This is a genomic window from Peptoniphilus sp. BV3AC2 (genome assembly GCF_000478945.1).
Taxonomy (GTDB): Bacteria; Bacillota; Clostridia; order Tissierellales; family Peptoniphilaceae; genus Peptoniphilus_B; species Peptoniphilus_B duerdenii.
In genome coordinates this window covers 16,714-30,084 of the sequence record NZ_AWXD01000008.1, presented here as the reverse complement: position 1 = coordinate 30,084, position 13,371 = coordinate 16,714, and the positions used below count along the sequence as shown (strand labels likewise).

Sequence of the window (13,371 nt, the reverse complement as noted above, 5' to 3'; positions counted from 1 at the left end):
TACATAAAAGGGACCAGGATAGGTCCCTTTTATACTTTTTTGATATTTACTTTTTTTAATTTAATTTTTGCTTTCTATTTTATCCGTCTTAAAGAATAATACAATTCCTATTAAAAACATAATGGATAGGGTGGATATTGAAAGATGTTGGTTTCCTGTTGCCTGTGTCACAAGTGATACTACTAGTGTACCTATGATTGCCGCACCTTTTCCAAATACATCGTAGATTCCGAAGTACTCTCCAGAGTTTTCCTTTGGAATTATCTTTGCATAGTAGGAACGGGATAGGGCTTGAATAGCTCCTTGGAACATTCCAACGCTTACTGCTAGGATCCAAAATTGAACTATATTATTTAAAAATATTGCATATATAGAAATTAATAGGTATGCAAATATACATATTTTAATTAAAACTCCAGTTTCATATTTTTTAGAAATCTTACCGAAGTAGATGGCACATGGGAAAGCTACCAGTTGGGTAACTAAAAGTGCAAGGATTAATCCGTTGGAGCTTAGTCCAAGGGAAGTTCCGTAGGCTGTTGCCATTGAAATTATTGTGTAGACTCCATCTATATAGAATAAGAATGCAAATAAAAACATATATATTTTTCTGTCCCCTCTTATTTTTTCAAAGGTTTGGAGCAGATGCATCTTATCTGTTTCTTCTTCAGTTCTCACATATTTTTGTCTGTATACTTTTAGTAGAGGTAGGGTGAATAGTATCCACCAAAGGGCATTTATGGTAAATACCATCTTCATAGCTAGATCCATGCCTATGCCCAAGGCTTCGTGTTTTACAGATATTAAAATTGATATTACAAATGGAATTACAGAGCCTATGTATCCGTATGCAAATCCGAGGGATGAAACATTGTCCATCCTATCTTCTGAAGTTATATCTATTAGCATTGAATCATAAAATACCAATGATCCATTGAAACCTACTTTGGAAATAATTACAAGTGCTAAGAAAACCATCCAAGAATCAGTAAATGGAAATAAAAAACATCCCAAAGCTCCGAGGGTCATAAATACTATAAAGAATCTCTTTCTAAGTGAAAATTTGTCCGCTAATGCTCCGAAGTATGGACCCACAAGGGCTGTAAGTATGGTGCTAATAGTAACTGCATAACCCCAGTAGGCTAGGTAGGTGGAATCTTTTAGATGTCCTTTAGCTAGAGAGTTAAACATAATTGGAATTATGGTTGTAAATAGGAGTATGAATGCAGAGTTACCGACATCATACAAAATCCAGTTGCGTTCACTTTTCGTAAGTTTCATTTAATTTCTCCCATATAATCTTTTAAAAATTGAGGATCGAGTTCGCCGTCGTTGTAGATGTAGTCTAAGGCATTCTTTATAAGTCGCGGTGCGTTTTCAAGTGCCTCGTCAAACTTTCCAACTAAAACTTTATTTACTTCTTTTGACTGAGGTCGAACTTTGTGGGTAATGAGCTGTCCTGTAAATTCTTTTTTGCCGCTTAATACCATAACTGATTTTAAGAAAAATTCTTTTATATTCGTTCCGGTATGGAATAGTTTTCTATATTTTTTAAAACCGGCAATGCTGTCGTAGACATCTTTTAACTTTACTCCGTAGGAATCATAGACATGCACTACCTTTGGAGCTATAGTTGGCTGGGGAATAATCGTAGACATATTAAATTTGTGAGGGTTTCTTCCATCTTCTAACATATAGTGTCTATCTAGCTCTATCTCAATATCCATATGGGAATATGAACTAGTTACATTTGCTTCCACCGCTGGATGTATGTAGCTATCTAGAATAAAATGGCAGATTGAACCTGCAAAGTAATAGAATTCATCGGAACATCTATTTAAAGATTTTACATATTCTTTATTTCTATCCAAGTAATCCTTAAAAGGCTGGTCGTGAATAGCAGTTCCAGGATTCTTGCCGTTTATTTTTAAACCTAAATTAAAGAAAAAGAGATCCGGTCCTTGATTTCCAAACTGAAAAAGTATTCTGTTTGTCAGCCCACAGGTTATCTCCGGCATGATTTTAACGACTTGTCTTCCAAATCTATCATGAGTATATATTGACGCCATAATTACCTCCTCAAATGTATTTTACCATAACAATTCCTGTTATAATAGTATTGGAGGAAGTATGAATAAATTTATATTTGATAGTGTAAAATCCGTATCGAAAGATATATCATTTTCAACCCCTGGTCATAAGGGAAGAGAATTTAATTATTTAAAATTTAATTACGATGTGACAGAACTGGATGAAACGGACAACCTATTAGAACCTAGTGGTGCAATTTTAAAATCCATGGAGGAACTTAAAAAAATCTATGGAAGCAAAAAATCCTACTACCTAACACAAGGGTCAAGCCTTGGAATAATGTCTGCGATAATGGCAACTTTGGATAAAGGGGATAAAATATTGGTGGAGAGAACTTGTCACAAGTCAGTGTATAACGCAATAATTTTATCAGAACTTGAGCCAACCTATATTCATCCTGTAATAGATAAGAGATTCAATGTGCCTGTGGGAATCGACCTAGACGATTTAAAAGAAAAATTAGAGACGAGAAAATATAGAGTCTTGGTAGTTACAAGTCCAAACTATTTTGGGAAGGTACTTCCGTTAAAAGAAATATTTAAAATGTGCAAAAATTGCGGTACTATTTTAATAGTGGATGAAGCTCACGGGGCACATTTAAATTTCTTACCGGAACTTTCTAAACTCTCTGCAAAGGACTGCTGCGACATAGCCATAGAGTCCGCTCACAAGACCTTGCCTTCTTTAACTGGATCGGCATTTATGCATGTGTATACAGATAGAGTTTCAGTTGAATTACTAGAGAAGACCATGAGACTTTTGCAGTCCACCTCTCCATCGTACCTTATGCTTATTTCCATGGAAGAATCCTTGGATTTTATGGAGAAAGATGGAGGTAAAAGACTAGATAAAAATATAAAAAGGCTTAAAACTTTAAAAGAAAATTTAAAGAAGGAAGGCTTTGAATTTTTAGAAGGGGATGGATTTGATCCGACGAGGCTCGTTGTTTCAAAGGAAGATATTTCTGGGTATGAAATCGAAAGAGCGATAAAAGATTATGGAGTAAGGGCGGAGATGGCGACACCATTTTGTGCTGTATTTATAATAACTGCCTCAGACGATGAAGTTTCCATAGGAAAATTAGAACAAGCTTTTAAAAATTCTAATTACAAAAATGATTATCCAAGATCCATCGACTTTTCCTACAGAGAAAAAATTGTAAATAAACCTTGCGAAATTTTTAGAAAAGAATCAAAATGGGTAAAATTAGAAGATACAGAGGGAATGATATCCACTTCCTTTGTAATTCCATATCCACCTGGAAGTCCAATACTGGTGCCAGGGGAAGAAGTAACCGATGAAATTATAAAGATTCTTAAAGAATATTTGAAATTAAATATAAATGTTGTCGGTCTTAAAAACGGAGGTTTAAAAGTTGGATCTAAGTAGAATAGATGAAGTTGAAGAACTTTTAGAAGAGATAGTAGAAGATATCCCGGAAAAGTATTTTGACCATTTAAACGGTGGAATAGTGCTGGAAGAAGGGATAATGTACCATCCACAGGATATAAATAAAACCATGCTGGTGCTAGGACTTTACAAAATAGATGCCACTGGAAGACAGATTGCAATCTTCTACGGATCATTTATGCAGATGTATGGATTCTTGCCGAGGGAAGCTCTAAAAGAAGAACTTAGAAAGACTTTCTGCCATGAGCTTACACACCATTTGGAATTCTTGGCAGGAAACTACGACCTAGTCGAAGAAGATAGAAGAGATATAGAAAAGTTTTTGAAGGATGAAATGAGGTGAAAATGAAGAAGATTTTAGGACATATATTAAATGGCGTCGGCAAATTTATAGAAGTATTTTTAAATATAATTATATTTATGGTTGAACTTGCCACATCATTTTTTAATGGAATTAAACAGATGTTAGCGGCCCTATTCTTGGGAGGAGGATGTCTACTTATATTCTTCCTTTTAAATCCTATAGTTTTATATTCGGTCACAAGAAATAAGTACATCATGACCATCATATTTCTATCATTGGTGGTGCCGATCTTGGGAGTAAAAGGCGTAAGTTACTTAAAATATATTCAGTACATGGCGACGGAATATTTCTACGACAGGGCAGATTACTACCTACTTGGAAAGAAGAGGACCTTTGACAAGATTTCTGACTACGGCAAAAAATATAAGGCGCATATCGAAGAACTTGAAAGACTTAGAAGACAGAGGGAACAGGAAGAAAGAGAAAAAGAATTTGAAGAGAGATTTAATTCTTCATTTGGCGGAACCTACTATACCTTTGGCGACGATATAAATTTTGAAGATCTCTTCGGAGAAGGAGGATTTTTCGACGCATTTAATAGAGGCGGTTACTACTATAATCAAGGAAACTATCAAGGAAATTATGGTGGAAATCAAAATAGTAGTGGACAAAACTATACGGGCATTGGATTTAAACAGTCCTACGAAGAAGCCATTAGAATTCTTGGTTTGAATACAGACGCAGATAAGTACGAAATAAAATTAAAGTACAGACAGCTTGCAAAGAAGTATCATCCCGATTTAAATAAGGAAGAGGGAGCCAAGGAAATGTTCCAAAAAATAAATAACGCTTATGAATTTTTAAGCGATGAAAATATAGAGAGATACAAGAGAATAAAAGAACAATAGGGAGGAATTATGAAAGATTTTATTTTCGACGTAAAGACAAAGATTTTATTCGGTGAAGATCAACTTGAAAATCTAGGAAGAGAAATTAAAAAATATGGAAACAAGGTTCTGCTTTGTTACGGAACTGGGTCCATAAAGAAAAATGGTATCTACGACGATATCGTAGGAGAACTAAAGAAGGACGGAATCGAATACTTTGAACTTGCGGGAATCGAACCAAACCCAAGGGTAGAGTCTGCAAGAGAAGGAATAAGATTAGTAAGAGAACATAATATCAGCTTCATTTTAGCAGTGGGCGGAGGATCAACCATCGACTGTGCAAAATTAATCGCTGGAGGATATAAATTGGACTGCGACCCATGGAATATACTAACTGGTAAAGCGAAGATAGAAGAAGCACTACCAATAGGAGTTGTGCTTACCCTATCAGCAACAGGATCAGAAATGGATGACAGCGCAGTAATAACAAATTTAGAAACCAAGGAAAAACTTGCCTTTGCAAATTCCCATGTACTTCCAAAGTTTGCTCTTATGAATCCTAAATATACATTCACAGTTCCAAAGTATCACACAGCTGCAGGAACAGCAGATATCATGAGCCACACCATGGAAAACTACTTCACCTTGGATGACTGTTACTTCCAAGACGGCGTTGCAGAAGCAATCTTAAAAACCTGCGTTAATTACGGAAGACGTGCAATGGACGAACCAGAAAATTATGAAGCAAGAGCAAACTTGATGTGGGCATCAACCTGGGCAATAAACGGACTACTTTCAACAGGTAAATCTGCAGACTGGTCAGTGCATCCAATTGAACATGAAGTATCAGCATACTTTGATATCACTCACGGGGTAGGACTTGCAATCATCACACCAAGATGGCTCGAATATTGCATGAATGAAGAAACCACACCTAAGATTGCAAGATTTGCAAGAGAAGTATTTGAAGTAGAAGAAAGAGATGACAAGAAAGCAGCAGAACTTGGAATACTTGCCCTATATAAATTCTTTGAATCACTAGATATTCCAATGCACTTAAGAGATACAGGAGTAACAGAAGATAAACTAGAAGAAATGGCAAAGATGACCATAGAACATAAGAGAAGAAATATCAGAGGATTTGTAGAACTTTCAGAAGAAGCAGTACTTGAAATCCTTAAAAAATCATTTTAATAAAATAAAAAAACTAGTCTCTAAAAAGGGGACAGTTTCTATACAAGTCTATAACTAGGCTTGTATTTTTTTTTTTTTTTAATTTTTCTTTCTTCAAAGTCTTTAGACTGTCGAATAAAAATATACCTACGCTAAGCCCAACGAATAGAAACATATAGGCGTGGAGTTTTGTAAACTCTTCGTTATAGAAAAAACATCTGTCTTTTGTCATTTATAACGCTTTTTATATCCTTTATTTCTCTTTTAATGAGAAGAACTAAAAAGCAAAATACCAAGGACCAGGTAATCCTAAAACATAGAACCGCAATCGGATCAATATTTGAAAATAGGGACCAATATATGGACAAAAGTCCCCATAATATATAACAAAATAAAATTAACAAAGTTGATTCCAAAATAACACCTCGAATAATATTTATACTATTAATAATAGTTTAAATCATTATATGGGGAAATAAAACGTTAAAATTTTTATAAGAAATAATCTTTAAAAATAAAAAAATTTTTAAACAAATTTATGAAAAGGATATCATATTCATATATAAAAAATGCCAAAGTTAATTGGAAATATCATAATATTATTGCAATAACAAATAAATAAAAAAAGCTAAAAATCACAAAAATAGTAAGATTTAATTAACAGATATAGAAATATATCAGACTTTAAACTAATAAAAGACAGCAAATAGCTAGAGTTTAAGAATAAAAATTTATAATATTTATTATTATAATAAAATAACGCAAATTAGGGATTGTGATTTAGTATAAAAGAGAAGTAATATGGTTATCGGATAATTTATTTATAAAATAATATTGTGAAAACTATTTCTTCGTTGTATAATAAATTCAGATGGACAAAATTATTTCTTTATTTAAGGAGGAAAAAATGGAAAACAAAAAAGTAAGACCTAATGGCAAAGCCTTGATACCTTTTCTAATTTTCGTACTTTTCTACCTTGGCGTAGGACTTTACTTAAATTACAAAGAAGTTCCGATGGCTTTCTATGTAGTACCAGCACCTATTTCAGTGCTAGTTGGTATTATATTCGCATTTATAATGTTTAAAGGATCTATCGATTCTAAATTCTCAAACTTCGTTAAAGGATGTGGAGATGAAAACATTATAATCATGTGTATCATCTACATACTTGCAGGAGCTTTTGCTACAGTATCTGGAGCAATGGGCGGAGTTGAAAGTACTGTAAACCTAGGTATGAGTATCATACCTCCACAACTTTTAACTGCTGGTATATTCCTTATGGCAGCACTTATTTCTCTTGCAACTGGAACATCCGTAGGTACCATCACTACCATGTGTCCAATCGCAGTTGGACTTGCTACCCAAGGTGGACTAAGCATGCCACTTACTATAGGAGCTCTAGTTGGAGGTTCTATGTTTGGGGATAACCTATCAGTTATTTCTGATACTACTATCGCTGCTACACGTACCCAAAACGTTGAAATGAGAGATAAGTTTAAGATGAACTTTAAACTAGCTCTTCCTGCAGCTATAATCACATTTGTACTACTTCTTATCTTTGGTAAACCTGAAGTAGTTACCCAAGGCGGACCTTACGAATACTCATTTGTAAAAGTTATTCCATATATAGTTGTACTTGTTTCAGCTCTACTTGGATTCAACGTATTCTTAGTACTTACCTCAGGTATTTTACTTTCTGGTATTATTGGTATTGCTACACATTCATTTACTCTTCTTGAACTTCCTGGACATATTTATACAGGATTCTCTGGAGTATTTGAAATATTCTTACTTTCAATGTTAACTGGTGGTCTAGCTTACATGGTTAGAAACGAAGGTGGTATTGAATGGATAATTCAAAAGACTAAGAAATTCTTAAAGGGACCTAAATCAGCTGAAGTTGGTACTGCAGTACTAATCAGTGCTCTTGATGCAGCGGTTGCAAACAACACTGTAGCAATCATCATCGCTGGTCCTGTTGCAAAAGAATTCTCAAACGAATATAAGATGGACCCTAGAAGATCAGCTTCACTTCTTGATACTTTCTCTTGCGTAATGCAAGGATTTATCCCTTACGGAGCTCAACTTCTTATAGCAGCAAAATTAACTGAAGGCGCAGTAAGTACCTTCCAAATCATGCCATTCTTATGGTATCAATTTATACTTGCGATTGTGGCTATAATCTCTGTTTACATTCCATTTACAGAACCTAAAGATAAATGGAACTATGAATATGATATGCCACAGTCAAAAGCAAAAGAATTTATAGACAAGGGCATTGCCCCAAAAGATGCAAAATTAGCTTAATTTTAGGAGGAAAAAATGAACACAAGAGACGAACTAATGAAAATGGGAGTAGGAACACAAGCAATTCACGGAGGCACTGTACATGATCAATACGGCGCACTTGCTACTCCAATCTACGCTACATCAACTTTTATATTTGATTCAGCTGAACAAGGTGGAAGAAGATTTGCACTTGAAGAAGATGGATACATCTATTCAAGACTTGGAAACCCAACCAACTCAATGGTAGAAAACAAAGTTGCACTACTTGAAGGAGCAGAAGCTGCTCTATCAACTGCATCTGGAATGGGCGCTATTACATCAGCGATCTGGCCATTTATCAAAGCTGGAGACCATATACTAGCATCTAAGACTCTTTATGGATGTACATTTGCTTTCTTAGAACATGGACTTACTAGACTAGGAATCGATGTTGAATTTATAAACATGGCTGACCTAGACGAAGTAAAATCTAAAATAAGAGACAACACTAGAATAGTTTATCTAGAAACTCCTGCAAACCCTAACATGGACATCTGCGATATCGAAGCAATATCTAAGATCGCTCATGAAAAAGAAGGAAGAATGGTTATAGTAGATAACACTTACTGTACTCCATATATTCAAAAACCACTTTCACTAGGAGCAGATTTAGTAGTTCACTCAGCAACTAAGTATCTAAACGGACACGGAGACGTTATCGCCGGATTCGTTGTAGGATCTGCTGAACTAGTTGCACAAGCAAGACTAGTTGGTCTAAAAGATATGACAGGAGCTGTACTAAGCCCATTTGAGGCATACCTAATCAACAGAGGACTTAAAACTCTTCACCTAAGAATGGAAAGACACTGCGAAAACGCAATGAAGATCGCAGAATTCTTAGAAAAACATGAACAAGTAGCTTCTATCCAATACCCAGGACTTAAATCATTTAAGTTCTATGATCTTGCTAAGAAACAAATGAGACTTCCAGGCGCTATGATTTCATTCGAACTTAAAGGCGGAATCGAAGCAGGAAGAACTCTTATGAACTCTGTTAAACTTTGTACATTAGCTGTTTCACTAGGTGACTGTGAAACTCTAATCCAACATCCAGCAACTATGACTCACAGCCCATACACAGCTGAAGAAAGAGCAAAAGCTGGTATAACAGACGGTATGGTTAGACTTTCAGTAGGTCTTGAAAATGTTGACGATCTAATCGCTGACCTTGATCAAGCACTTGCTAAAATCAAATAAATAAAATAAAATTAATATTAATAAAAAGGCTTGGTTTATATCAAGCCTTTTATTAATTTCTAAACTCTGTTAAAATAGATAGGAAAGGTCGGGTGAAATATGGATTATCAAGAATATGTTGAATTAAGAGAATATTTTCTAAAATTAATAGAAGAAAAAAACTTAAAAGAATTAAAACAAGTAGTATCTGAAATGAACGTAGTCGATATTGCAGAAGTAATAGAGGACTTAGAAGATAAACAGATGCTTTTAGTATTTAGAATGCTTCCAAAGGATATGGGCTCCGACGTATTTTCCTACATGGAAATGTACAACAAAAAGAGAATTATAAACTCTATTACAGATGAAGAGCTTCACTCAATCCTAGATGAACTATACTTCGATGATATGGTCGACGTTATAGAAGAGATGCCAGCTAACGTAGTTACCAAGGTTCTTAAAAAAGCACCGGCAGATAGGCGTAAACTAATAAACGACTTTTTAAGATACCCTGAAGATTCAGCTGGATCTATAATGACCATAGAGTATGTATCCTTAAAGCCAGAGATGACAGTTAAGGAAGCTCTTGACTATATCAAAAAAGTTGGAATAGATAAGGAAACCATCTACACATGTTACGTTGAAAATGAATACAAGATGCTAATCGGTTTTGTATCTTTAAGAACGATAGTAACATCAGATGAAACACAAATTATTAAAAATATAATGGAAGAAGACGTCATCTTCGTAACTACACAGGACGACCAAGAAGAAGTAGCAGACATCTTCACAAGATATGGTTACCTAGCACTTCCGGTAGTAGATAATGAACATAGATTATGCGGAATTATAACATTTGACGATATTTTGGACATAGTTGAAGCAGAGGCTACAGAAGACTTTCACAAGATGGCAGCGGTAGCACCATCTGACGATGAATACCTGGATCAAAGCGCATGGCAACTTGCTAAGAATAGAATTCCTTGGCTTTTAATACTTATGATTTCAGCGACAGCAACCACAGCAATCATAGGAAGATTCGACGCACTTATCGCACAGTACGTAGTCTTGTCATCATTTATTCCAATGATAACAGACACAGGCGGTAATGCAGGATCACAAGCTTCTACGGTAGTTATCCGTGCCATGGCAACAGGAGAAATCGGTTTTGGAGACGGATTAAAAGTAATATGGAAAGAAATCAGAGTTGGAATGATAGCAGGAGCAACCCTTGGCCTTGCAAACTTTTTTAGGATTTGGCTATTTACATCAAATGGACCACTTCTAGCGGGAATGGTATCAGTAACAATACTATTTACAGTGCTATTTTCAAAACTACTAGGAGCGCTTCTTCCAATACTTGCTAAGAAAGTAAATCTAGACCCTGCAATCATGGCGTCAGCACTGATTACAACCATCATAGACTCATTGGCACTAATGGTATACTTTTTAATGGCAGAAGCATTCTTAGGAATATAATTTAAAAAATAAATTTAAGAACCGAAAGGTTCTTTTTTTTATGAAACGAATAAGTCGGAAAATAATTTTAAATTTTGAAAAATTTTAGAATATAATTTTAAAAATAAAAAAAGCCCCTAAGGGCTTATATTAATTTAGAGACGCTTTTAGATCATCTTCAACGCTTCCAGTAGGTGAAATATTATAATTTTCTACCAAGTAGTTTAGTACATTTTCTGAAAGAAATGCTGGAAGTGTTGGTCCTAGTTTTATATTTTTAATTCCGAGATATAGAAGTGTTAGTAGGATACATACCGCCTTTTGTTCATACCAAGATAAAATCATGGAAAGAGGAAGTTCATTTACTCCACAGTTAAATGCATCTGCTAGGGCTAGAGCAATTTTGATTGCGCCATAGGCATCGTTACATTGTCCAACATCAAGTAGTCTTGGTATTCCATCGATATCTCCTAAATTTAAATCATTGAAACGATACTTTCCGCAAGCAAGGGTTAAAATCACTGAATCTTTAGGAGCTTTTTCTACAAACTCTGTATAATAATTTCTTCCAGGGCGTGCTCCGTCGCAACCACCTACAAGGAAGAAATGAGAGATATGCCCACTCTTTACAGCGTCAACTACCTTGTCTGCAATACTTAAAACTGTATTGTGGCCAAAACCTGTGGTTACACTTTTTCCACCATTTATACCAGTGAATTCTTTATTTTCAGTATATCCACCTAGTTCAAGAGCTTTTTCTATAACTGGTGTAAAATCTTTTTCTTCACCTATATGGGTAAGCTCAGGGAAAGAAACTACTTCTGTTGTAAAGACTCTGTCCTTGTAAGATTCTTTTGGTGGCATTAGGCAGTTTGTTGTGAATAGTATCGGTGCAGGAATATTATCAAATTCCTTTTGTTGATTTTGCCATGCAGTTCCGAAATTTCCCTTTAGGTGGGAGTATTTCTTTAGTTCTGGATAGCCATGGGCAGGAAGCATTTCTCCATGGGTGTAGATATTTATTCCCTTACCTTCTGTTTGTTCTAAAAGAAGTTTTAAATCGTATAGATCGTGACCAGTGATAACTATAAATGGTCCTTTTTCTACTTCTAGACTCACTTCTGTTGGAGTTGGATTTCCAAAAGTTTCTGTGTTTGCCTTATCTAAAAGTTCCATACATTTTAAATTTACCTTACCAACTTCTAAAACTATTGGAAGTAGTTCATCCATTTTTAAATCTTCATTACCAATTACGTCAAGTGCTCGTACTAAGAATTCGTCCACTTCGTCATCACTATAACCTAAGATCATTGCGTGGTATGCATAGGCAGCCATGCCACGAATACCAAAGAGAATTAAAGACTTCAAAGAACGGATATCTTCATCTGTAGACCAAAGTCTATTAAGGTCGTAATCATCGTATTCTCCAAAAGTTTTATCGCATTTGGAACAGTGTGGGACGATGCTTTTTCTTTCTTCTAGAACTTTATCTATCATTTCCTTTACGGTATCATCGTTGAAATTTACATTTGTTACAGTAGTGAAAAGCCCTTCCAAAATAATTTTGCAGGTTTCTTTTCTTGGTAGTCCAGTGTTTTTTGCACTTTGAGCAAGACCTATAAGCGCTCCTGTTAATTTATCTTGCAAGTTTGCAACGGTAGCTGATTTTCCGCATACACCAGCACATCCGGTACAAGCTTGTGAACGAGAAGTCTGTTCACATTGAAAACAAAACATTTGATTATTCATAATTACCTCCTAAAATTTACCTTTTAAATAACTTATTTATAGAATATAATTATTTTAAAGATAGTTCCGTTGTTAAAACAACAAAAATAAAAAAGGTTAGAGAATGAAAGAAATAATTTTAAAGTCCAAAATTTTTAAAAATATAGAAGAAAATGAAGTAGATCTTCTTCTTAAATGTATCAATAACTATAGGAAAACTTTTAAAAAAGGTGAGATTATACTTAGAGAAGGGGAAAAAACAGAGTACATGGGAATAGTTATAACTGGCAGTGTCGTAGTGGAAAGAGCAGACCTTTGGGGTAACAACACGGTGCTTGGTGTGATTTCGCCTGGAGGAATATTTGCAGAGACCTATTCAATATTAAATGATGAGCCACTGATGATAAATGTGTATGCAAATGAAAAATCTGAAATTTTATTTTTAAGGACCAATGAAATATTTAAAACCTGTGAGAAATCTTGCAATTTTCACGACCAACTAATACTTAATCTAATACGAATAGCTTCTTTTAAAAATTTAAATCTCTCAAGGAAAATTCTCCACACAGGACCTAAAACCATTAGGGGTAAGCTGCTCTCATTCTTTTCGGAATGGGTGAAGAAGGAGAACTCACTTTCGTTTTCCATTCCATATAATCGTCAACAGTTGGCTGACTACCTATCTGTGGACAGATCTGCCATGTCAAACGAGCTTTCAAAGATGCAAAAAGAAGGGATCTTAGAATTTAAAAAGAATAAATTTAAAATTATAGACAAGAATATTATTTTTTAATTCGTTGTTAAAACAACGCAAA

At 34.8% G+C, this 13,371-nt stretch carries 12 protein-coding genes; 8 read left to right on the top strand and 4 right to left on the bottom strand.

Annotated features, from left to right (window positions below):
• Nucleotides 1-60 precede the first annotated feature (60 nt).
• Together HMPREF1252_RS02080 and HMPREF1252_RS02075 are read right to left on the bottom strand one after the other, a co-directional pair.
• Nucleotides 61-1,281 carry an MFS transporter gene (locus HMPREF1252_RS02080; protein ID WP_023059202.1) on the bottom strand — a complete coding sequence of 407 codons (1,221 nt, stop codon included), beginning with the start codon at nucleotides 1,279-1,281 and terminating at the stop codon, nucleotides 61-63.
• Nucleotides 1,278-2,069 (bottom strand): zinc dependent phospholipase C family protein, encoded by a 792-nt coding sequence (locus HMPREF1252_RS02075; RefSeq protein ID WP_023059276.1) that lies wholly within the window; start codon nucleotides 2,067-2,069, stop codon nucleotides 1,278-1,280. The genes HMPREF1252_RS02080 and HMPREF1252_RS02075 overlap by 4 nt, the downstream gene beginning before the upstream one ends.
• Nucleotides 2,070-2,130: 61 nt before the next feature.
• On the opposite strand from HMPREF1252_RS02075, the gene HMPREF1252_RS02070 reads away from it, so the two are divergent.
• From HMPREF1252_RS02070 to HMPREF1252_RS02055, 4 genes are read left to right on the top strand one after another with little or no spacing between them, the layout of a single operon-like run.
• On the top strand, nucleotides 2,131-3,480 hold the full coding sequence (locus HMPREF1252_RS02070; RefSeq protein ID WP_023059362.1) for an aminotransferase class I/II-fold pyridoxal phosphate-dependent enzyme: 1,350 nt from the start codon (nucleotides 2,131-2,133) through the stop codon (nucleotides 3,478-3,480).
• A complete protein-coding gene (locus HMPREF1252_RS02065; protein ID WP_023059231.1) occupies nucleotides 3,467-3,844 on the top strand; it encodes a metallopeptidase family protein in 378 nt (125 codons plus the stop codon). Before HMPREF1252_RS02070 ends, HMPREF1252_RS02065 begins: the two co-directional genes overlap by 14 nt.
• A gap of 2 nt (nucleotides 3,845-3,846) precedes the next feature.
• Nucleotides 3,847-4,713 carry a DnaJ domain-containing protein gene (locus tag HMPREF1252_RS02060; protein ID WP_023059140.1) on the top strand — a complete coding sequence of 289 codons (867 nt, stop codon included), beginning with the start codon at nucleotides 3,847-3,849 and terminating at the stop codon, nucleotides 4,711-4,713.
• Between the two features lie 9 nt (nucleotides 4,714-4,722).
• Complete coding sequence (locus HMPREF1252_RS02055; protein ID WP_023059189.1) at nucleotides 4,723-5,886, top strand: iron-containing alcohol dehydrogenase; 1,164 nt, start codon at nucleotides 4,723-4,725, stop codon at nucleotides 5,884-5,886.
• 13 nt (nucleotides 5,887-5,899) lie between these two features.
• Here HMPREF1252_RS02055 and HMPREF1252_RS02050 read toward each other — a convergent pair whose 3' ends face one another.
• Entirely contained in the window at nucleotides 5,900-6,097 is a 198-nt protein-coding gene (locus HMPREF1252_RS02050) for a hypothetical protein (RefSeq protein ID WP_023059339.1), read from the bottom strand.
• 675 nt (nucleotides 6,098-6,772) lie between these two features.
• On the opposite strand from HMPREF1252_RS02050, the gene HMPREF1252_RS02045 reads away from it, so the two are divergent.
• The 3 genes from HMPREF1252_RS02045 to mgtE all read left to right on the top strand — a co-directional run bounded on the left by HMPREF1252_RS02045 (nucleotide 6,773) and on the right by mgtE (nucleotide 10,849).
• A complete protein-coding gene (locus tag HMPREF1252_RS02045; protein ID WP_023059382.1) occupies nucleotides 6,773-8,173 on the top strand; it encodes a Na+/H+ antiporter NhaC family protein in 1,401 nt (466 codons plus the stop codon).
• 15 nt (nucleotides 8,174-8,188) lie between these two features.
• On the top strand, nucleotides 8,189-9,391 hold the full coding sequence (gene megL / locus HMPREF1252_RS02040) for a methionine gamma-lyase (RefSeq protein WP_023059314.1): 1,203 nt from the start codon (nucleotides 8,189-8,191) through the stop codon (nucleotides 9,389-9,391).
• A 99-nt stretch (nucleotides 9,392-9,490) separates the two neighbouring features.
• Nucleotides 9,491-10,849 carry a magnesium transporter gene (gene mgtE, locus HMPREF1252_RS02035; protein ID WP_023059234.1) on the top strand — a complete coding sequence of 453 codons (1,359 nt, stop codon included), beginning with the start codon at nucleotides 9,491-9,493 and terminating at the stop codon, nucleotides 10,847-10,849.
• Nucleotides 10,850-10,978: 129 nt separating this feature from the next.
• Here the strand turns inward: mgtE and hcp are convergent, their stop codons facing one another.
• Nucleotides 10,979-12,577 (bottom strand): hydroxylamine reductase, encoded by a 1,599-nt coding sequence (gene hcp / locus HMPREF1252_RS02030; RefSeq protein WP_023059194.1) that lies wholly within the window; start codon nucleotides 12,575-12,577, stop codon nucleotides 10,979-10,981.
• Nucleotides 12,578-12,680: 103 nt separating this feature from the next.
• On the opposite strand from hcp, the gene HMPREF1252_RS02025 reads away from it, so the two are divergent.
• Nucleotides 12,681-13,349 (top strand): Crp/Fnr family transcriptional regulator, encoded by a 669-nt coding sequence (locus HMPREF1252_RS02025; protein ID WP_023059170.1) that lies wholly within the window; start codon nucleotides 12,681-12,683, stop codon nucleotides 13,347-13,349.
• The last annotated feature ends 22 nt before the right edge of the window (nucleotides 13,350-13,371 follow it).